The 21,264-nt window shown below is 37.4% G+C and carries 23 protein-coding genes and 1 other annotated feature (1 of these 24 cut by a window edge); of the genes, 7 read left to right on the top strand and 16 right to left on the bottom strand.

Features of this window, described 5'->3' with window-relative positions:
• Positions 1-44 precede the first annotated feature (44 nt).
• Positions 45-1,196, bottom strand: coding sequence for a thiolase family protein (locus TY11_RS02135; protein WP_042142387.1), 1,152 nt, complete (start codon positions 1,194-1,196; stop codon positions 45-47).
• Between the two features lie 153 nt (positions 1,197-1,349).
• Here TY11_RS02135 and TY11_RS02130 point away from each other — a divergent pair, with 153 nt between their 5' ends.
• Positions 1,350-1,784, top strand: coding sequence for a DUF4064 domain-containing protein (locus tag TY11_RS02130; RefSeq protein ID WP_042142384.1), 435 nt, complete (start codon positions 1,350-1,352; stop codon positions 1,782-1,784).
• Between the two features lie 116 nt (positions 1,785-1,900).
• Positions 1,901-2,080 carry a hypothetical protein gene (locus TY11_RS02125; protein WP_042142382.1) on the top strand — a complete coding sequence of 60 codons (180 nt, stop codon included), beginning with the start codon at positions 1,901-1,903 and terminating at the stop codon, positions 2,078-2,080.
• 44 nt (positions 2,081-2,124) lie between these two features.
• On the opposite strand, the gene TY11_RS02120 is transcribed toward TY11_RS02125, so the two are convergent.
• The 4 genes from TY11_RS02120 to TY11_RS02105 all read right to left on the bottom strand — a co-directional run bounded on the left by TY11_RS02120 (position 2,125) and on the right by TY11_RS02105 (position 7,468).
• Positions 2,125-3,177 carry a PQQ-dependent sugar dehydrogenase gene (locus tag TY11_RS02120; protein WP_042142380.1) on the bottom strand — a complete coding sequence of 351 codons (1,053 nt, stop codon included), beginning with the start codon at positions 3,175-3,177 and terminating at the stop codon, positions 2,125-2,127.
• A gap of 132 nt (positions 3,178-3,309) precedes the next feature.
• A complete protein-coding gene (gene typA / locus TY11_RS02115) occupies positions 3,310-5,139 on the bottom strand; it encodes a translational GTPase TypA (protein WP_042142378.1) in 1,830 nt (609 codons plus the stop codon).
• A gap of 292 nt (positions 5,140-5,431) precedes the next feature.
• Positions 5,432-6,772 (bottom strand): sensor histidine kinase, encoded by a 1,341-nt coding sequence (locus TY11_RS02110; protein ID WP_042142376.1) that lies wholly within the window; start codon positions 6,770-6,772, stop codon positions 5,432-5,434.
• Positions 6,773-6,775: 3 nt separating this feature from the next.
• On the bottom strand, positions 6,776-7,468 hold the full coding sequence (locus TY11_RS02105; RefSeq protein ID WP_042142374.1) for a response regulator transcription factor: 693 nt from the start codon (positions 7,466-7,468) through the stop codon (positions 6,776-6,778).
• Positions 7,469-7,631: 163 nt separating this feature from the next.
• Between TY11_RS02105 and TY11_RS02100 the strand changes: the two genes are divergently transcribed.
• Complete coding sequence (locus TY11_RS02100) at positions 7,632-8,957, top strand: S1C family serine protease (protein WP_052345694.1); 1,326 nt, start codon at positions 7,632-7,634, stop codon at positions 8,955-8,957.
• 339 nt (positions 8,958-9,296) lie between these two features.
• Here TY11_RS02100 and TY11_RS02095 read toward each other — a convergent pair whose 3' ends face one another.
• The 3 genes from TY11_RS02095 to TY11_RS02085 form a co-directional block, all read right to left on the bottom strand.
• Positions 9,297-9,503: a zinc ribbon domain-containing protein gene (locus tag TY11_RS02095; protein ID WP_042142372.1), complete on the bottom strand. Its 207-nt coding sequence runs from the start codon at positions 9,501-9,503 to the stop codon at positions 9,297-9,299.
• A gap of 90 nt (positions 9,504-9,593) precedes the next feature.
• On the bottom strand, positions 9,594-10,268 hold the full coding sequence (locus tag TY11_RS02090) for a TraR/DksA C4-type zinc finger protein (RefSeq protein ID WP_042142370.1): 675 nt from the start codon (positions 10,266-10,268) through the stop codon (positions 9,594-9,596).
• A gap of 94 nt (positions 10,269-10,362) precedes the next feature.
• Entirely contained in the window at positions 10,363-10,806 is a 444-nt protein-coding gene (locus TY11_RS02085; RefSeq protein WP_042142368.1) for a GNAT family N-acetyltransferase, read from the bottom strand.
• Between the two features lie 79 nt (positions 10,807-10,885).
• Between TY11_RS02085 and TY11_RS02080 the strand changes: the two genes are divergently transcribed.
• A complete protein-coding gene (locus TY11_RS02080) occupies positions 10,886-11,758 on the top strand; it encodes an NAD(P)-dependent oxidoreductase (RefSeq protein ID WP_042142367.1) in 873 nt (290 codons plus the stop codon).
• Here the strand turns inward: TY11_RS02080 and yxiS are convergent.
• The 3 genes from yxiS to cspD all read right to left on the bottom strand — a co-directional run bounded on the left by yxiS (position 11,755) and on the right by cspD (position 13,010).
• The gene (gene yxiS / locus TY11_RS02075) at positions 11,755-12,054 is read right to left on the bottom strand and encodes a protein YxiS (protein WP_042142365.1); all 300 of its coding nucleotides are present in this window, start codon (positions 12,052-12,054) and stop codon (positions 11,755-11,757) included. The two genes, TY11_RS02080 and yxiS, sit on opposite strands and share 4 nt — an antisense overlap.
• A 1-nt stretch (position 12,055) precedes the next feature.
• Positions 12,056-12,736, bottom strand: a complete 681-nt coding sequence (locus tag TY11_RS02070; RefSeq protein WP_042142363.1) for a class I SAM-dependent methyltransferase — start codon at positions 12,734-12,736, stop codon at positions 12,056-12,058.
• Positions 12,737-12,812: 76 nt separating this feature from the next.
• The gene (gene cspD, locus TY11_RS02065) at positions 12,813-13,010 is read right to left on the bottom strand and encodes a cold-shock protein CspD (RefSeq protein WP_026908612.1); all 198 of its coding nucleotides are present in this window, start codon (positions 13,008-13,010) and stop codon (positions 12,813-12,815) included.
• Between the two features lie 316 nt (positions 13,011-13,326).
• On the opposite strand from cspD, the gene TY11_RS02060 reads away from it, so the two are divergent.
• From TY11_RS02060 to TY11_RS02050, 3 genes are all read left to right on the top strand, one after another.
• Complete coding sequence (locus TY11_RS02060) at positions 13,327-14,106, top strand: ABC transporter substrate-binding protein (RefSeq protein ID WP_042142360.1); 780 nt, start codon at positions 13,327-13,329, stop codon at positions 14,104-14,106.
• Positions 14,107-14,285: 179 nt separating this feature from the next.
• Positions 14,286-15,257, top strand: a complete 972-nt coding sequence (gene trhO, locus TY11_RS02055; protein ID WP_042142358.1) for an oxygen-dependent tRNA uridine(34) hydroxylase TrhO — start codon at positions 14,286-14,288, stop codon at positions 15,255-15,257.
• 82 nt (positions 15,258-15,339) lie between these two features.
• On the top strand, positions 15,340-15,816 hold the full coding sequence (locus TY11_RS02050) for a glutathione peroxidase (protein ID WP_042142356.1): 477 nt from the start codon (positions 15,340-15,342) through the stop codon (positions 15,814-15,816).
• A 124-nt stretch (positions 15,817-15,940) separates the two neighbouring features.
• Here TY11_RS02050 and TY11_RS02045 read toward each other — a convergent pair whose 3' ends face one another.
• The 5 genes from TY11_RS02045 to proS form a co-directional block, all read right to left on the bottom strand.
• Positions 15,941-16,663, bottom strand: coding sequence for an amino acid ABC transporter ATP-binding protein (locus TY11_RS02045; RefSeq protein WP_042142354.1), 723 nt, complete (start codon positions 16,661-16,663; stop codon positions 15,941-15,943).
• The gene (locus tag TY11_RS02040; RefSeq protein ID WP_042142352.1) at positions 16,656-17,315 is read right to left on the bottom strand and encodes an amino acid ABC transporter permease; all 660 of its coding nucleotides are present in this window, start codon (positions 17,313-17,315) and stop codon (positions 16,656-16,658) included. Before TY11_RS02040 ends, TY11_RS02045 begins: the two co-directional genes overlap by 8 nt.
• A 32-nt stretch (positions 17,316-17,347) precedes the next feature.
• The gene (locus TY11_RS02035; RefSeq protein ID WP_042142350.1) at positions 17,348-18,112 is read right to left on the bottom strand and encodes an ABC transporter substrate-binding protein; all 765 of its coding nucleotides are present in this window, start codon (positions 18,110-18,112) and stop codon (positions 17,348-17,350) included.
• Between the two features lie 62 nt (positions 18,113-18,174).
• A complete protein-coding gene (locus tag TY11_RS02030) occupies positions 18,175-19,332 on the bottom strand; it encodes a M20 family metallopeptidase (RefSeq protein WP_042142348.1) in 1,158 nt (385 codons plus the stop codon).
• 139 nt (positions 19,333-19,471) lie between these two features.
• A complete protein-coding gene (gene proS / locus TY11_RS02025) occupies positions 19,472-20,911 on the bottom strand; it encodes a proline--tRNA ligase (RefSeq protein ID WP_042142346.1) in 1,440 nt (479 codons plus the stop codon).
• Positions 20,912-21,154: 243 nt separating this feature from the next.
• Positions 21,155-21,264 (bottom strand) — a binding site (T-box leader); it runs 117 nt beyond the window's last position.

Here is a 21,264-nt window from a genome sequence, read left to right as displayed (position 1 = left end):
CAAAAAAAAAACAACTGCCAATTTAAGCAGCTGCTTTTACAAATCTATTCCACTCGCTCGATAATGGTAGCATTAGCCATCCCCATACCTTCACAAATAGCTAGTAACCCATAGCGACCATTGATTCGCTCTAATTCGTATAACAGTGAAGTCATAAGCTTTGTTCCTGTTGCACCTAATGGATGCCCTAGTGCAATTGCCCCTCCATTTACATTTAACTTATTAGGGTCTGCACCTGTTTCTGCTAGCCATGCAAGTGGTACTGGTGCAAAGGCTTCGTTTACTTCATAGCGGTCCATATCCTCTATTGAAAGACCTGATTTCTCTAATACATGTTTCGTTGCTTCAATAGGTCCTGTTAGCATTAGGGTCGGATCTGAACCTACGACAACACGAGCTATTATTTTTGCTTTCGGTTTCAAACCTAATTCACTTGCTTTTTCACCAGACATTAGCAGAACAGCACTCGCTCCATCACTCATTTGACTAGCGTTTCCTGCCGTTATTTTACCGTCTGCTTGAAAGACTGGTTTAAGCGAGGAAAGTGCTTCCATAGACGTATCCTGTCTAGGGCCCTCATCTCTCCTAATGATTTGCTTATCTCCTCCTGCATCCTCTACCTCAACCGGTAGGATTTCCGCTTCAAACTTTCCCTTCTCTATAGCAAGCAATGCTTTTCTATGACTCTCTAGCGAATATGTATCTAGTTGCTCTCTAGTTAATCCCCATTCGTCTGCAATCTTTTCAGATGATACACCTTGATTTACAATTTCATATTTCTCTAGAAGTTTTTTACTAGGTTTTATTTTGCCCATATTTGCAAACATGGGAGCACGTGACATGCTTTCAACCCCACCAGCAATTACAATATCCATATCTCCTGCTGCAATTGCTTGGGCTGCAAAATGAATGGCCTGTTGACTAGAACCACATTGACGATCAATGGTTACCCCAGGTACATAAATTGGGAATCCCGCAATAAGCGCTGCAGTGCGTGCAATATTCCCACCTTGCTCATTTACTTGTGTCACACAACCTAAAATAACATCTTCCACACTACTTTTCTCAATAGTTGACCGTTCCACCAATTCCTCTAATACCATTGCAGCCAAATCATCCGATCGATAATTTGCGAATGCTCCACCTTTTCTACCTACAGCCGTACGTACCCCATCGATTATTACTACTTCCCGCACAATCTTCCCCCCTATACTCTTTACATTATATAATATTTTATTTTTTTAAATAATTCTACATTTTCTTTTTTATACTTTTTTTAGTAATAAATGAAACAATTATGAGGTAAAATCGTATAAAATAGCAATATACATATTAAGGGAGGAATTATTGTGAAACGAACTGCAGAAATGACACTTGGAATTATTGGTGCGGTTTTCTATGTATTCTCTGTAGCATTTGGAATACTTCGACTATGGATGGAAAATAATAAGGGATATTTAGAAGATTATATGATGGAAAACCAATCTGAATTTGACTTAACCTCAACTGACATGACAGCGTTAGAAGAAATGTTTAGTATGAACCTTGCACAGGGCGGAATATTAATAGTAATCTTGCCAATAATTGCTATCATTTTAGGTATTGTGGCTATGGTTCTATTAAAAGGAAATAAACGTCCAGTAGCTGCAGGGATCATCCTCATTGTAACTGGAGTTGGCTATGCTATTATTACTCTTGGTGGAGGTATCCTGAGTGGAATTCTTTATCTAATAGCAGGTATCCTTTGCTTAGCCCGTAAACCAAAGACGATTATTGAAGGTTAATAATTCATGATGTAAAAACTATGTAAAATAGGAGAAAAGTCTCACACTTTTCTTATACTATGTAATATAATTAACTATGATGTTTTAAGTAATCACCATACTCGAGGTGTTTTAAAATGAAACGCTATTTAACCGCAATATTTCTTGCATTAAGTGCGTTGATATTGTTATTCGGTTTACGGATTGATTTACAATGGACTGGAGTAGCTACTTGGGGACTGACCCTCATTTGTTTAATTTTTGCTGCATATTATACAAAATATATTCCAGATGAAAGAAGTAAAAAAAAGAGGTAGTAAACAATCATTTGTTTACTACCTCTTTTTCTCTTCAAAAAGAACTACCGCAACATATGGATTGGGATAAATATTAACCGATCATCATTTGCATATGGGTTTCCTCGTCCATCTGTATTATTGGTAATAACATATAACCCCTGATTTGTTGCTAACACATCACGTACACGTCCTAGTTCAGATAGTGTTTCATCCAGCATGTTTGTTTGAAGGTCATATACTCGAATACCCTCTCCTCTTAAAGAAGCAAAATATAATTTCCCCTCTAACAGCGCCATCCCTGATGGTGCCCATGTTTTCTCATGAGAATGGACAATCGGGTTTAACATTCCTTCTTTTGTCTCATCCCCTTGAATAATTGGCCATCCATAGTTCTTTCCTTTTTGAATATGATTTAGCTCATCATGTGCACTTGAACCATGTTCCGACGCATATAGATTACCTTCACTATCCCAGGCTAGTCCTTGTGGATTGCGATGTCCATAGGAATAAACATAGTTGTTTGGAATGGGATTATCAGAGGGAATCGTACCATCGATATTCATTCTCAGTATTTTACCGGCTAAGCTTGTTACATCTTGAGCTAGCTCAGGTACTGTTGCATCTCCAGTGGTAATATACAACTTTTGATCTGGCCCAATTTTAATTCTGCCACCTTGATGGAACTTCCCCCCTGGTATCTTATCCAGTAAAACATTCGTTTCCTGCCAGTGGTCATCTATTAACTGAATTTCAACAACACGCTGAAAAAAATCATTACCATCAACATAAGAATAATATGCAAAAGCCTTATTTGTAAAATTGGATGGAAAAGCTATTCCTAATAATCCCGCTTCAGGCTGGTTAGACAATCCCTTCTCCAGTCTGACAGGTTGCCGAAAATAGTTGTCCTCTTTAATTTGTACGATGGAACCAGTTCTTTCACTTATGTAAATGGTGTCATCCAACTTTGCAATTTCCCATGGTATTTCTAAATTTGACGCAATCACTTCATATTCATTTTGATTAATTGTTGATTCAGTCTGATAACTGGATGTGTCTTCTTTAGAACAACCTATCACGAAAATCAAAAGAAAAATTGGAAATAGTATACGTATGTCGATTCACTCCTTTAATTATATTTATAGCTAATTCTAGAGTAATTCATAACAATTTATAAGTAGAAAATTACAAAAAATAAATAAAGAAGATATCTGAAGGAGGCACTTCCCTAGATATCTTCTTACCGTTTAAACCAATTTTGCACGTTTTGCTGCTTTTTCACGTTCATTTTTATTTAGGATTTTTTTACGAAGACGAATAGATTCAGGAGTTACTTCGCAGTACTCATCCTCATTCAAATATTCTAATGCTTCTTCGAGTGACATGTTTCTAGTTTTACGAATTACCGAAGTTTGATCCTTTGTTGCAGAACGAACGTTGGTCAGATGTTTTTCTTTCGTGATATTTACGGTTAAGTCATTTTCACGATTATGCTCCCCAACAATCATACCTGCATATACGTCTGTACCAGGATCTACAAAAATAATTCCACGGTCTTCAAGACCCATAATCCCATAAGTTGAAGCTTTACCATTTTCCAATGCTACAAGAACTCCTTGGCGTCTGCCACCTACTTGCCCTTTAATAACCGGTTCATAAGCTTCAAAAGTATGGTTTAGAATTCCATAACCACGTGTTTGTGACATAAATTCAGTTGAGTACCCAATAAGTCCACGAGATGGCACTTTAAACTCAAGACGGACTTGACCATTACCAAAGTTCACCATATCGAGCATTTCGCCTTTACGTGCACCAAGAGACTCCATGATTGCTCCAGTATGCTCTTCTGGTACGTCCACTTGCACTCGCTCAATAGGTTCACAAAGAACACCATCAATTTCTTTTATAATTACCTTTGGTTTCGATAGTTGAAGCTCAAAACCTTCACGACGTAAATTCTCAATTAATATTGATAAGTGTAGTTCCCCACGTCCTGAAACAATCCAAGCATCTGGAGAATCAGTTGGATCAACACGTAAACTTACATCTGTTTCTAACTGTTTTAATAGACGTTCCTCGATTTTACGAGATGTAATATACTTACCTTCACGACCCGCAAAAGGACTATTGTTTGTAACAAATGTCATCTGAAGAGTTGGCTCATCAATGTGAAGAATCGGAAGTGCATCAGGATGATCTTGAGGACAAATAGTTTCCCCAACATTTAAATCATCAAGACCTGAGATTGCTACTATCTCACCTGCACCAGCTTCTTCAATCTCTAATCGTTTTAAACCGAAGAAACCAAATAGCTTACTAATACGGAAAGACTTTTGTGTGCCATCTTTTTTCATAACAACAACCTGTTGGCCAACATGAATTTTACCACGAGAGATACGTCCAATACCAATACGCCCAACATAATCGTTATAGTCTAATAAGGTTACTTGGAATTGTAGTGGATCTTCACGATTATCCACCGGGGCAGGAATATGTTCCAGAATCGTTTGGTAGATTGGTTCCATTGTTTCCTGTTGATCATCTGGTTCAAGTCCTGAAGTTCCGTTTAGTGCAGATGCATATACAACTGGGAATTCTAACTGGTCATCGTCTGCACCTAGTTCGATGAATAAATCTAAAACTTCATCAACTACTTCTGCTGGTCTTGCATTGGGACGGTCGATTTTGTTTAATACAACGATTGGTGTTAATTTCTGTTCAAGTGCCTTTTTTAACACAAATCGAGTTTGTGGCATTGTTCCTTCGTAGGCGTCCACTACTAAAGCAACACCATCAACCATTTTCAAGATACGTTCAACTTCGCCACCGAAATCCGCGTGTCCTGGTGTATCTAAGATGTTAATTCTTGTATCGTTATAGCTAATTGCTGTATTTTTTGCCAATATTGTGATTCCACGTTCACGCTCAATATCGTTAGAATCCATCATACGTTCATCAACTTGCTCATTTTCACGAAAAGTACCAGAGTATTTTAGTAACTGGTCTACTAATGTTGTTTTACCATGGTCAACGTGAGCAATAATTGCGATATTACGAATATCTTGTCTTAATTGCATAAAGTACGCTCCTCTTATTTCCGAGTAGAATGAAACTAGACAATTATATCATAAATGTCGATTGATGTCTTAACTTTTTTTAATTCTCTAATCTTACCAGCGGTCCTAATACACTTCGCTTTTACTTCCAGCATAGGGGTGAGTAACCACAGTACCAGGGAATGCTTCGTTAGCGACTCATCGCACGCGTAGAAAAAGTGCTTTCTCAATTCAAGGATTCTCCGTTTATTCGGACCGCTCAGTGCAAATATTTAGTCTTACTCATCTCTTTATTTCTAAACAGAATAGACCCTCAATGAAGCACACTAGGGAAGGTTAGGGTGAATTTGGCCCCGCCTAGTTGGGATTTTGCTGCCTGGATTTTTCCGCCGGATTGTTCGATGATGGCTCTTGAGATGGCGAGTCCTAGGCCAGTCTCTCCATTCTTACCTTTCACAAATCGGTGGAAAATATGTGGCATTAATTCTTCAGAAATACCTTCTCCGTCATCTTCAATAGTTATCTGCGTTTGACCATTTTGTACCAAAGCAGAAATTAGAAGTGTATTATGACCATGCCGTATTCCATTAACCGTTAAGTTCAAGAGGGCACGCAACATTCGTTCTTCATCACCCAAAAGATACAGATTCCCATCGACTTCTTTCCTAATCTCAATATCCTTCTCCGTTGCTAGAGGCAAAGCTCGCTCCACTACCTTTTCCAATAGAGTTGATAATTTAATCTTTTCATTTTGATAGGAAATCTCTTCACTTTCTAGTTTTGCAAGTAAAATCATTTCATTAATTATTTTCTTTAGTCGATTAACCTCTGAAACGATTACTTCCAAGCCCTTTTCTTCCTCTTGCTTATCAAATACTTTTTCTTTTATTCCTTCTGCATAGCCTTGAATTGTCATAAGGGGTGTTTTAAGTTCATGACTAGCATTTTGGAAGAAAGTCTGCTGAGTATTTATATACCGCTGCAACTCGCTTGCCATATCATATACACTTTGTGCTACCTCTTTTATTTCTCCAGAAGCGCTAATTGGTTTGATTTCATCAAACTCTCGCTTTTCGACTTTTTTTAGTTGGTATTTAAGCCTTGTTAAAGGAGTGACCAATTTTCTAGTAAGAAAGTAACTTAGACCAATAGCCGCAATTGCTCCAAATATGAATACAAGTAACATACGCATAATAAAATCTTGTTGGACTATTTGGAGGTCCTGTAAAGGGGTAAGTAGAATCAATTCTAATCCAAGGCTTTTTGGAACAAACAGGATACGTGATGTAACGTATTTCTCATTACCAAATGCCCAAAGTTCTTCATCCGAGTTCTTAAAGTCATTGTTCATAAACAATCCGGTCACAATTGGCGTTGGTAAAGTAGAGTAGAGCACGGAGTTTTGCTCACGATCATACAAGAATAACTGTAAATCCTGTTCCTTCAGAAATTCATTAAAACCAATGATATTTTCCCTTGATATAAAAGCCTCGTCTAAAACGTTAACTAAAATCTCACCTTTTTGCTCTAACTGTCTTTGTTCATCTTGAATTAGCAAATTTAGAATCAAGGAGTAAATCACATATCCTGTTATTGCCATGATAATTAGAAGTAAGGCGGTAAATGCAGCATTTAATTGATATTGCAGTTTCATCTATTAGTCCTCTTTATCCCGCAGACGATAGCCAAAGCCCCAAACAGTCTCTAATGGAATATCTTTGATTTTCTTGCGGAGTCTTTTCACTAAATCATCTACTGCCCGGTCACTTCCAAAGTAATCGTCTCCCCATACCCGCATAAGAAGCTCTTCACGAGAAAACGCCCGGTTGACATTTTCTGCAAATAATAGCAACATATCGAATTCTTTTGTGGTGACTTCCTGCTCCTCTCCATCCCAGAACACACGACGGTCACTCTTATTAATTACTAACTGCTCCACCATCACTCGATCATTGTTCTCAATCGGTTCTTTTTCCTCAGGTCGGTAACGCTTAAAAAGGCGCTTTACTCTAGCCATTAATTCTCTTGGACTAAATGGTTTTGTTAAGTAGTCATCTCCTCCAAGTTCAAGCCCAAGTATTTTATCAATTTCTTCATCTTTAGCAGAAACAATAATGATTGGGACATCACTCTTATTACGAATTGTTTTACAAAATTCATACCCATCCATCCCTGGCAACATAATATCGACTATCCACATATCCGGTGGATTAGACTTCCATAGCTCTAAGCCCTTTTCAGCAGAATCCATCACAGAGACATGATATCCTTCTTTTTTTAGGAAGGCTGATACGATGTTTTGAATATTTGGGTCATCTTCTATAACAGCAATATGATAATGATAATTCATTTTCCTCACCGCTTTTAACTGTTTTTTCTTTTATTTTTACATTATTAATAAGAGGAAACAATATATTTTGCTTATTTCCACATTTATTCCACAATTATCCCAAAGCTATTCCATTGCTTCTGGATATGCTATACATACAGTCTTTAAGGAAGGATGTATGGTAATGGAACATAATGAAAATGAACAGCAACCATTAGATTCAAAAAACGATAGTCACCAACAGCATCATTCTGAGGATTCCGATCATACTACTTATCAAACACATCAGACGAATGTTGATAACCTGGGGTTAACTAAACCAAATTCAGAGCTCGAAATGAAAAAGGATAAGACTAAAGGACCAACTACTATTAAATCTTTCCTTTCTGGCATGCTCGGTGGATTCATTCCTGTAATCGTGTTACTATTACTTATTTCTAACAATGTAATATCTCTTGAAAATATAAAAGATACAGAACTAGCTGCACAGAATACAACTAAAACAGATCCTGAAATCATCACAACCATGGCAGCAGAGGACGCTAAAAGCTCGACAAACCTTGCTGAAGTTGCTGAAGCTGTTGTCGGTGTAACAAACCTACAAAAACAAAGTATCTGGACAAATAGTCAAGAGGCTGGAACTGGTTCTGGTATCATTTATAAAAAAGAAGATGGAAAAGCATATGTAGTTACAAACCACCATGTTGTAAATGGTGCAGAACAAGTGGAAGTTGTATTATCCAATGACGAACGAGTTCCGGCAAAAGTTCTTGGAACTGATGAATTAACAGATTTAGCTGTGCTAGAGATCGATGGTGAAAATGTTAACCGGGTTGCTAAATTAGGGACAGCTGAAGGCAAACAAGTTGGAGAAACCGTATACGCAATCGGAAACCCACTTGGTATAGAATTCGCTAACTCTTTAACAAAAGGAATAATTAGTGGACTTGAACGATCTGTATCGGTTGACACAAATGGGGACAGTATAGCCGATTGGATTACTGAAGTTATTCAAACAGATGCGGCCATTAACCCTGGAAATAGTGGTGGAGCACTGGTTGATTCAAATGGTGAAGTTATTGGTATCAACTCTATGAAGATTGCTAGCACCCAAGTTGAGGGTATTGGATTTGCCATTCCGATGGAGTCCGCTCTACCAATTATGGAACAGTTAGAGACAACTGGTAAAGTGCAACGTCCATTTATCGGTATTAGCATGGCTCCGTTAAATCAAGTACCAATGCAATATCGCCATAATGTTGTCCTTCCAGAAGGTGTAGAAGAAGGTATGGTTATTGCAAGCGTCGAGCCAGGCTCTCCTGCAGCCGATGCTGGTTTACAACAATTTGATGTTATCACGAAGATCAACGATCATGAAACACCGACCGCTCTAGAACTTAGAAAATATATGTATTCTGAAACACAAGTTGGTGATTCAGTTAACCTTGAGATTTATCGAAACGGTGAAAAACAAATCGTCGAATTAAAGCTTACAGAACGATATGAATAAGTTGCGCCAAAAGAAGGGTACCTCCCCCCTTCTTTTTTTATTGGTGTTTTAATTCTATTAGACAGTTTTTCCTGGTTTCTCACTTATTTTGTCCGTGAGAAGCTTTCTATTAGACAGTTTTTCCTGGTTTTCTACTTATTTTGTCCTTGAGAAGCTTTCTATTGGACAGTTTTTCCTGGTTTCTCACTTATTTTGTCCATGAGAAGCTTTCTATTAGACATTTTTTCCTGGTTTTCCACTTATTTTGTCCTTGAGAAGCAATTATATTTTTAAGTTTTTTCCTTATATATTAAAGAAGGGTTTGATACACAACTTATTTGAGTATCAAACCCTTTAATCTTATCCAAAGAACAAATCTATAATGTTCGACCCTGTTGAACTGCGTTTGTTATAGAACTCCGAGTATCCACAATTCTTGCAGTAAACCACTATAAATTGATTATGCTGCATGTCGAACATTTTTGACAATCCTGTACCTGTCATCGCGACTTCCTTCTTATCCGCATCCATACTTCCACATTTGATACAACCTTTATTATCACTCATTCCCCATCACTCCTTTTACTATTTTACGGATTTATGGTGAAAAAGTTTCAAAAAATGCACAGCACATCCTATTGGACTGCTGTGCATTTCTTAATCCATATCTAATTCATTCTCATATTTATTATGATTCGGAGTTACCCCTGTAAAATTCCCATGCTGATCGGCTGCAACAAATCCTTCGATATCCTCTACGTTACCAACATTTTCATCACTGTTCGGATACATTTCATCAAAATTCTCCCGGTCACCGTAAAAGTCAGAAGCTGTTTCCGAAGTTCCGTAACGACTTACATCTTGCCACGCATCTTCTGCATCATAGCCAACTTGTTCTTCATCTGTTACTTCATCCGGGTTTATATTCGGACTAAATACTTCTTCTTCAACCGGTCTATTTCGCTCAAAAGTATCACTACTTGCATGATTGACACAACGATCAGCAGTTGGAACTGCTTGTAATCGTTCAAATGGGATGTCTGCTCCGCATTCTGTACATATGCCATATGTTCCCTCTTCAATTGCATGTAATGCCTCGTTAATCTCCTCTAGTTCTTTCTCTGCATGCTCATTTAAAGCAATGTCTTTTTGTCTTTCAAATAATTCCGTTCCATGATCTGCTGGATGGTTATCATAATTAGAGAGCTCACTCATGGACTCCTTCAATAACTCTAATGATAAACCATAATGGTCTTGAACATGATTAATCAATTCATTCTGCCGAGCTAATAATGCTTCTTTACATTGACCTAACTGTTCACCTGAAATCATGTAATAGCCTCCTCATAAAGCAATAATCCGTGATTACTTGAAAAAGGTTGCTAATCATACTATATGTAAAAGCATTAGATTGATTCTTTTATATCTACTTGAATTGCATGTCAATATGTGGTATTCCATCCTCTAAATATACGTCAGAAATTTGTATAAAACCTAATGAACGATAAAAGTCTTTTAAGTAGTCTTGCGCTTGTATTTTTATATTATTTTCCTTCCACTCATCAACGATAAAATCGATTGACCTTTCCATGATTTCCCGCGCAATGCCATGTGACCTAAACTTTTTGGAAACCAATACCCTTCCAATGGCAGCTGCATCTTCATACTTAAGCCCTTTGGGTAGCAACCTAACATAGGCGGCAATCTCATTTTTTATTGTTCCATAGTAATGGATTGATTCCTGATCATAATTATCTAATTCCGGATACGCACAATTCTGTTCTACAACAAAAACATCCGTTCTTGCTTTTAAGATTGAATATAATTCATGATTAGTTAATTCGTTAAAATTCTTACTATGCCACTGCATTTTCATCATTCCTTAATTGATTTTCCTTTTACAATATTGAAAATAATTATATAGTAAAAGCAGGAGGGAGTGGTGTTTCATGCTTAAAAATATCGGATTTATTGGAACTGGTGTTATGGGAAGTAGTATGGTTCAAAACCTGTTAACGGCTGGATATAACGTTTCTGTGTATACTCGTACAAAATCGAAAGCCCAACCATTACTTAACCAAGGTGCCATTTGGAAAGATTCTATTTCTGAATTAGCTTCTACAGTAGACGCTGTCATCACAATAGTTGGATACCCACAAGATGTAGAAGAGGTATACTTTGGAGATAATGGGATTATAGAAAATTCTAATAAAGGGACGTATATCATTGATATGACGACATCCAAGCCTTCTTTAGCAGTAGAGATTTATCAAAGGGCCAGAGAAAAAGGAATCTTCGCCCTTGATGCACCTGTTTCTGGTGGGGATATTGGCGCTAAAAGTGGAACACTTGCTATTATGGTTGGCGGAGATCCGGAAGCATTTGATGCCGTATTGCCAGTGCTAAAAGTAATGGGAGAAAATATCATCTTGCAAGGACAAGCTGGTGCAGGGCAGCATACGAAATTGAGTAATCAGATTGCCATTGCTACCAATATGATTGGGGTTTGTGAAGCAATCGTATACGCTAAAAAGGCTGGACTTAATCCAGTTCGAGTTCTGGACAGTATTACAACCGGGGCTGCTGGAAGTTTTTCTTTATCGAAGCTTGCCCCACGCATGATAGAAGGGGACTTTGCCCCAGGATTCTATGTGAAACATTTTATAAAAGATATGACCATTGCCATTGAGTCAGCAGAAGAATTAGGACTATCAACACCTGGGTTAGCACTATCATTAGAGCTATATAAAGAGTTAGCAGAAAATGGTGAAGCAGATAGTGGCACCCAAAGCCTAATTAAATTATTTGATTCATCGTATTAAAGCTTTTCTTCGTCAACTTTCGACTGAACAACACTTGCTAGATCATCGTTCCCAAAAAGTTGTAAGACATGTATAACAGTTTGAACTGAAATTTCGTCTGATTCCTCTTTGGGAACGGTTAATTCTATTGCTTCTTCTAAAGCCTTGTTGTTAACTTGATAAGGGTACGCTGTTTTATAAAGTTCTTCAGGATCCATATCGTTGTTTACACACCACTGTGCAAAAATTAATATCATCATTTTTTCATCGCTTTGATGATTTTTAATGATTTGTTCTTCTAGTTGTTTTTTATCCAAACTATTCACCTACTTTTCGAAGCAAAAATACCCACATAAAACTTAGGGCCTGTTTTAAAACTACTGGTAAATCCTGATGGTGCTCTTCTCTTACGCCTTCTTTATAAACACCAAGTTCATCCACTAATGAAAATCCTAATTCTTTAGCAAGTTTAAAAAACTCCCAGGGCATCATCGTATTATTTATGGATTTCTCACCAAATACCTTTGGATAGCTACTCGACCGCGGCCCAGCAGTGGGGCCCAAAATACCCACGCAAAGTATTCCATCCGGTTTTATCACTCTATGTATTTCTTTCAATGCAGTTGCAGGTACTTCAACCCACTCTAGAACATTAATGCTTAAAATAGCATCCACCGATTTATCAGCAAGTGGTAATTGATTCACATCTGCAACCTGAAATGGAACTTCTTGGAGACGTGTTCTTGCCAGTTTAATCATCTCTTCTGAAATATCAACACCCATTACTTCATGACCTAATGTATGTAATTTAAATGTCCCGTAACCATCACCACAACCAACATCGACAACAGTCGCTCGATGATCTAAATGTTTATCCAATAAGGGAACAATATCTTTTCGACTGCCATGATCCCACATACTTTGACTACGGGCACTCCAAAAATCAGCTCGGTTATTCCACTCTTCCTTTGATTTTTCTTTCCAATTGAAAGATCCCAAATCATGTCACCTCGAGTTCTCATCTACATAAAAAGGCTTATCTCAAACAGAGATAAGCCTTGTGGGTTTGTGTTAATTATAGTTTAGTTACGTTAGCTGCTTGAGGGCCACGGTTACCTTCAACGATTTCAAATTCAACATCTTGACCTTCTTCAAGAGTTTTGAAACCATCAGTTTGGATAGCTGAGAAGTGTACGAATACATCGTCACCGTCTTCGCGCTCGATGAAACCGAAACCTTTTTCTGCGTTAAACCATTTTACTTTACCAGTCATTTGTATGACCTCCTTATCGAATAGCTTGCAAAGTACAATTGAACCTTTAATACTTTTACACCTACTCTGATAAAGAGAACGTAAAGTATTACCAATTTCAATTTCCTTTTGCTACTATTAACTTTACCCTTTTGGTTAGAAAAATGCAAGTAAATCCGGATTTTTTAGGAAAAAAAATTATATTTTAGTCTTTACTACCTATTTATCTTATGATAAAATCTGTCGCATTTTGTAAATCGATCTAAATTCACAGTGACTTTACAATTGTACTGGGATAGACTTAGATTAAAACCAATTGATTTAGGGAGGTTTTCATATGTATACCATAACGGACCACCTCGGAAGAACAGTTACATTTTCACACCCACCCAAACGTATCATCTCTCTTGTTCCTGCTATTACAGAAACAATGTATCACCTGAATTTAGAAGATACTATAGTAGGTCGAACAAGATTTTGCATTTTCCCACAGGAAAAAGTCCTGATGGCTAAAAATATTGGCGGAACGAAGGATATAAATCTTGACCGCATTAACCAATTAAAACCTGATCTTATCCTAGCTGAAAAAGAAGAGAATACAAAAGAGATAGTTAAAACACTTGAAAAGCATTATCCTGTCTTCGTCTTCGAAGTACAAAAGGAGCTAGATGTTTACCGTATGATTAAGGATCTAGGGCGTTTAACCAATCGCAATGATGAATCCTTTCAGATGGTAAAGGAAATACAGCATCAATTCGATACCCTTCCACATGTTAATGGTAAAAGTGCAGCATATGTTATCTGGAAAAATCCCTACATGGTAGTTGGAAAAGATACATATATTCAATCTACTTTAACAAAGATGGGATTCATTAATCCTTTTACTTCATTAAATGGAAGATACCCTGTTGTAACAGAAGAAGACTTTCAAAATGCAGATCTAGATTATATTCTCCTAGCAACGGAGCCGTATCCATTCAGGGAAAAGCATATAAAGGAATTTCAAGCGATGGTACCACATGCAAAGATCATTATTGTTGATGGGGAAATGTTTTGGTATGGGGCTAAAATGATACAAGCTGCAGATTACTTTAAGAAAACGTTTGACGCATTATAGATACTAACTCGATAAACTTATAACCACTACTTTAACAAAATTGAAACACAAATCCTTACAGCACCTATTGAAATTTTTGTTGAAAGTTGCTAAACTATACTCTTGCAAGATAATAAAAAAGTAAATAAACACTACCAACATTTATATCTTGCAAATATGAATGATAGGTGGTAAATAACATGGAAAATTATCGAATATTATTGTACTACAAGTATGTAGACATCGAAGACCCTGAAACTTTTACAAAAGAGCATCTTGCTTTTTGTAAGGAAAATGATCTAAAGGGCAGAATTTTAGTAGCTAACGAGGGAATTAACGGAACCGTTTCTGGTACTGTTGAAGCAACAAACAATTATATGGAAATGATGCATAATGACCCTCGATTTAGCGATTTAACCTTTAAGGTTGATGAGCATGATGGCCATGCATTCAAAAAAATGCATGTTCGTCCACGTAAAGAGTTAGTGACACTTCGCTTGGATGAGGAAGAAAATCCAGATCCAAAAGAACTAACAGGTGAATTCCTTTCACCAAAAGAGTGGCGTGAAGCAATGGAACGTGATGACGTTGTTATTTTTGACACACGTAATGACTACGAGTACGAATTAGGTCACTTCCGAGGCGCATTAAATCCGGATATTGATAATTTCCGCGAACTACCAGAATGGGTACGTAAAAACAAACATTTGATTGAAGGTAAAAAAGTTCTTATGTATTGTACAGGTGGTATTCGTTGTGAGAAATTCACTGGTTGGATGATTAAAGAAGGTTTCGAAGATGTAGCACAACTTCACGGTGGAATTGTAACTTACGGGAAAGACCCAGAAGTACAAGGTGAACTATGGGATGGACAATGCTACGTTTTTGATGAGCGTATCTCAGTTCCAATTAACCGTAAAGAGCATGTTATCGTTGGTAAGGACTACTTTGACGGTGAGCCATGCGAACGTTTTGTAAACTGTGCAAACCCTGAATGTAATAAACAAATTCTCTGCTCAGAAGAAAATGAGCATAAATATATGCGAGGATGTACACATGAATGTCGAGTACACCCACGAAACTTATATGTACAAGAACAGAACCTTTCTCCAGAGGAAATTGAAAGTAGATTAGCAATTATTGCTGAGGAGAAGGTTGTGCAAGAAGCTTAAGATTAGACGGCCAAATGGTCGTCTTTTATTTTTCTTAATTTCTTCTATTTGTTATGATGAACAAAGGAGGGGATTGGCTATAATGAGTATATACGAATTGTCCGCAACAACACTTCAAGGTGATACAAAGGATCTAAACGATTATAATGGATACGTTTTATTGATTGTTAACACTGCAAGTAAATGTGGATTTACTCCTCAATATGAAGGACTACAAGAATTATATGAATCTTATCATGACAAAGGTTTAGAAGTGCTTGGTTTTCCGTGTGATCAATTTGGAAACCAAGAGCCTGGTACTAGTGAAGATATTGCAGGATTTTGCCAAAAAAATTATGGGGTTACCTTTCAAATGTTTGAGAAAATTGAAGTGAAAGGACCAAATGCACATCCTCTTTTCACTTACTTAACTAAAGAGGCAAAAGGATTTCTGACTGAGGAAATAAAATGGAACTTTACAAAGTTTTTAGTTGACCAGAATGGGAATGTAGTCAAGCGCTATGCTCCTCAGACAACACCTGATAAAATAAGTAAGGATATTGAAAAACTTTTACAATAGGAAAACTCGGGTGAGGACTGCTCACTCGAGTTTTTTTATAATAGTAACGGACATAACATCAACTAAAAAACGTGTCACATCAATTGGAATCGAATTAATTTTTGCCATGTTGCGAAAACAGTCTCTACAGTACTTTAGACAAAAAATCTTCCGCCCGCTTCGTCTTCGGATTCGTAAAGAATTCCTTAGGGTTACCTTCTTCCATTATCTTCCCTTCATCCATAAAGATAATGCGATCAGCAACTTCCCTGGCAAAATTCATTTCATGCGTCACGACAACCATTGTCATCCCTGTTTGGGTGAGGTCTTTCATCACATCTAATACTTCCTTTACCATTTCAGGGTCTAATGCAGAAGTTGGTTCATCAAATAGCATAATTTCTGGTTCCATAGCTAATGCTCTTGCAATAGCAACACGCTGCTTTTGCCCACCTGATAAACGGTTTGGATATGCATCAATCTTATCTTTCAGACCAACCTTTGCTAGTAATCCCTTCGCAATCTTTACCGCTAATTCTTTTTTCATATTTTTGACTTTAATAGGTGCATACATCACATTTTCTAGTACGGTCATATGTGGAAACAAATGAAAATGCTGAAATACCATACCAATGTCTTTCCTAATTTCTACTTTTTTAACCTTTGGACTTGTAATTTCTCTATTCTTTATCCAAATATAACCTTGCGACGGATTCTCTAATAAATTTAAACATCGAAGCAAGGTTGATTTCCCAGAACCCGAAGGACCGATAATTGCGACAACTTCACCTTGATCAATTGTGGTGGTGATTTCTCTTAATACAGTATGTTCTCCAAATGTTTTCGTCAGATCGATTGTCTTAATCACTTTTTCTCATCCTCCGTTCCAACCAATTACCAATATTTGTTAAGATAAAAATCATTACCCAATAAATAATCCCCGCAAATAACAATGGTTCAAAATTACGGTATAATTGAGCACCAACTATCTCGGCTCTTCTCATCAAATCCATATAACCAATAGTAGAAACCAGTGCGGACTCTTTAGTCAATGTAATAAATTCATTCATCAATGCAGGTAAGATATTTTTCGTTGCCTGTGGAAGAATAATGTTCATCATCATAGGCTTATACCCCACCCCTAAAGCTTCAGCTGCTTCTATTTGTCCTTTATCAACTGCCATAATTCCAGCCCGGATAATCTCTGATACATATGCAGCTGAATTGAGCCCGAATGCAAGAACTGCGCTTAAAAATACAGGAATATCATATTCAAATAATTGCGGTATAGCATAATGAATGATCATTAATTGCAGAATTAATGGTGTCCCTCGAAAAATCGATGTATAAATATCGGCAGGCAACTTTATCCATTTCTTGTTGCTTATTTTAAAAAGCGCTAGAATGGTCCCCAATACTAAGCCAAACATAATCGATACACTAACAAATTTCAATGTTGCTCCAATTCCCTCTAATATAAAAGGAATTGAAGGCACGATCTGGCTAAAGTCCAAATTCATGCCTTCCCACCTCACTCTCTAGCTGAAAAAAATTATTCGTAATCAGATAACCATTCATCCTTTAATTTTTGTATTGTTCCATCTTCTTCTAACTGCTTTAAAATTTCATTTACTTCCTCTACTAGTTCACTTCCCTTTGGAAATGCGATCGCCATTCCTGGTGAACTTGTAGTCGGATCGTCAAAACCTTCAAAGTCCTGTGAGTCGATATAACCAGTCGCAACTGTTTTATCCATATATGCAACATCAATACGATTAGAATTTAACTCCTGAATTAGAATACTTGCATCATCCACCTTCTTGACTTCAAATCCGTATTCTTCCGCTAATGCTTCTGCCCCTTCTTCTTGAATCGTCCCTAACTGTACACCCACTACTTTTCCTTCTAGGCTAGCTAGGTCCTTGATTTCATCTTCAGACTTAGCAATGAACATTTCTCCAGAACGATGGTACTCCGTTGAAAAGTCCACATTTTTACGTCTATCTTCTGTTGAGCTCATTCCAGCAAGAACGATATCAACGCGCTTTGCTTGAAGAGAACCGATTAAACCATCAAAATCCATATCCTCAATTTTCAACTCATAACCCAATTCATTTGCAATTGCTTTCGCTAGCTCAACATCAAATCCAATGAATTTCCCTTCGTTGTCATAGGATTCAAATGGAGGAAAATCAGCTGATGTTGCCATTTTTAAGACTTTTTGTTCTTCCTCATTAGTACTTGCTTCTCCTGAACCACAAGCTGCTAATAAAACTAATAATAAAATCCCCGTGATACCGAACATGATTTTTTTCATTAAAATCTCTCCCTTATAAAAATAAATAATTATGATTAAATATACATATATTTGTATAAAAATTATCTATTACTGAATTCCTTCATGATAGACGCTAAAAGCGTGCTATCTGTTAAAATATCAAATCCTGTATAGGCCAGTGCTAATGCACCAGACATTAATGTTTCGAAACCATCCTCCGTAATAGTTTGATCTGCAAATTCTTTTGTATGGGCAACAAGACCGGGCTTATTCAAACCAATATATGGATGAATTGCCGGAACAACCTGACTAACATTTCCCATATCAATAGAGCCATAAGAGCTTTTAGGCTCAAAAATTGGTAGATTACTAGTTTGTTCTAAGTTCTTTGTAAATGCATTGGATAATGAATGGTTCGTTATCATTTCATCATAGCTAAGTTCATAATTGGAAACCTCTAGACTTGCCCCGGTCATGAGTGCAGCACCACTAGCAATGTTTTTGACCTTTTCTACCACTTCATCTAAGTAATCACGTTTTTTGGCTCGGATATAAAATTGGGCAACAGCATAATCCGGTACAACGTTGGCTGCTTTTCCTCCTTCTGCTATAATCCCATGAATCCGTACATCTGATGGTAAATGCTCCCGTAGAGCATTTACTCCGTTAAACAATTGGATGACACCATCAAGAGCATTTATTCCTTTCTCGGGGGAGGCTGCAGCATGAGAAGCTCTTCCAGTATAGGCAAATTGAATGGCGTCCATTGCTAATGAATCTCCACTAATATAGGACTGATCTCCGGGATGTAGGATCATTGCTACATCGATATCTTCAAATATCCCTTGCTCACTCATTGGGACCTTTGCACCGTTCGTTTCCTCTGCCGGTGTACCAAGTATAACAATACTCCCACCCGTCTCCTGGATGAGTTTGCTAAGGGTAATACCTGCGCCAATGCTCATTGTTCCAATTAGATTATGACCACACCCATGCCCTACACCAGGTAATGCATCATATTCCGCAAGATAAGCGATTTTAGGACCTGGTTTTCCACTATTAAACTCTGCCTTAAACGCTGTCTGTCTTCCAACCATCCCGGTTTCAACTTCAAATCCATGTGCCTTTAACAAGATAACTAGAAGTTTCATAGATTCAAACTCTTGATCGCCTAATTCAGGGTTTTCATACAGTTGCTTACATATCGTCCAAAGATCTTGTTCTACTTTATGCAGTTCATCATTTAATAACTCTTTCATGCTTATTCACCCTTATGAATATTTATTAAGTAATATGTATATTTATACCATCTATTTTATAAAAACACAACACTTTATTTAAATATTTTTAACATAAAAAAGAGGGCCAAGATAACTAGGCCCTCTTCATCTTATTATTTTAGTATGCTTTTGCCCAATACACTTCTTCCTTAGCTTCTTTACCACAGCAAACGCAAGTATCGGCTACTTCTTCTTGTTCGAATGGAATACAACGGGAAGTTGCTGTTGTATCCTCTTTAATCTTTTCTTCACAAGCAGTATCGCCACACCACATTGCTTTAATGAATCCACCTTTTTCATCAAGCGTTTGTTTGAATTCATCCATGTTTGTTGCTACAGTAGTCTTTTCATTACGATGTGCAAGTGCTTTATCATAAAGATTTTGTTGAACTTCTTCTAGTAAAGCAGGCAGACGATCATTAAGTTCACTTAATGCAACGAATTCTTTCTCTCCTGTATCACGACGTACAAGGACAACTTGGTCTTTTTCAATATCCTTTGGTCCCATTTCAATACGAACTGGAATACCCTTCATTTCATACTCATTAAACTTCCAACCAGGCATTTTATCACTTGCATCGATATCAACCCGTACTAGAGATTTTAATTGGTCACGAAGCTCATATGCTTTATCTAATACACCCTCTTTATGTTGGGCAATTGGAACAATCATCGCTTGTATTGGAGCAATTCTTGGTGGTACAACTAAACCACGGTTATCTCCATGTACCATGATTAATGCCCCCATAATTCGAGTTGAAAGTCCCCAAGATGTTTGGTGTACAAATTGGCTCTTTCCATTTTCATCTAAATACGTTATATTGAATGCTTCTGCAAATCCAGAGCCAAAGTGATGAGATGTTCCAGATTGCAGTGCTTTACCGTCATGCATTAGTGCCTCAATTGTTAAAGTATATTTTGCTCCTGCAAACTTTTCTTTTTCTGTTTTACGGCCACGATATACTGGTACTGCCAAATAGTTCTCCACTAAATCAGCATATACTTCTAGCATGCGATCCGTTTCGTTTGCTGCATCTTCATCTGTTGCATGAGCAGTATGACCCTCTTGCCAATGGAATTCAGAAGAACGAAGAAATGGGCGGGTTGTCTTTTCCCAACGCACAACATTTCCCCATTGGTTATAAAGTTTTGGTAAATCACGATATGAGTGAATGTTTTTAGAATAGTAATCACAGAATAAAACTTCTGACGTAGGACGAACCGCAATTCGTTCTACCAGTTCCTCATCTCCGCCATGTGTAACCCAAGCAACCTCAGGAGCAAATCCTTCCACATGATCTGCTTCCTTTTGTAGTAAGCTCTCAGGAATAAATATAGGAAATTGCACATTGGAGTGACCTGTTTCTTTAATCATTCTATCCAATTCATCTTTAATGTTCTCCCAAATCGCATAGCCATATGGTTTGATGATCATGGTTCCGCGGACTTGACCGTATTCGACTAGTTCCGCTTGTTTGACAACATCTGTATACCATTGTGCGAAGTCATCTTCCATAGAAGTGATTTTCTCTACAAAATCTTTGTTTTTCTTTCCCATTACTAGACACCTCTTTATATTATTAATTTATTCATTTAAAAACATATTGTAAAAAATTCTACCTATCCATGTCCGCAGCCCGAATACACTACGCTTTCACTGCCAGCAGAGGGGCAACATCTGCTCGAAAAAACCATCGCAGTGTCTAACTTGCTGTGGGGCCTCACCTATGCCTTTCCTCCCACTCAAAATCAATATTTCTTTGAAGAAAGATTTTTAAAACACAAAAAAGCCTCCATCCGCATAAGGGACCGAGGATTGGTGGTACCACCCTTGTTTACTGCCCATGTCTTTCAAGCAGTACACTTCGTTTGATAACGGTCAGGGACCGCGCACAAATTCATGGGGAAGAC

Source organism: Paucisalibacillus algeriensis (assembly GCF_000577245.1).
Classification (GTDB): domain Bacteria; phylum Bacillota; class Bacilli; order Bacillales; family Amphibacillaceae; genus Ornithinibacillus.
This window is presented reverse-complemented; position numbering and strand designations above follow the sequence as displayed.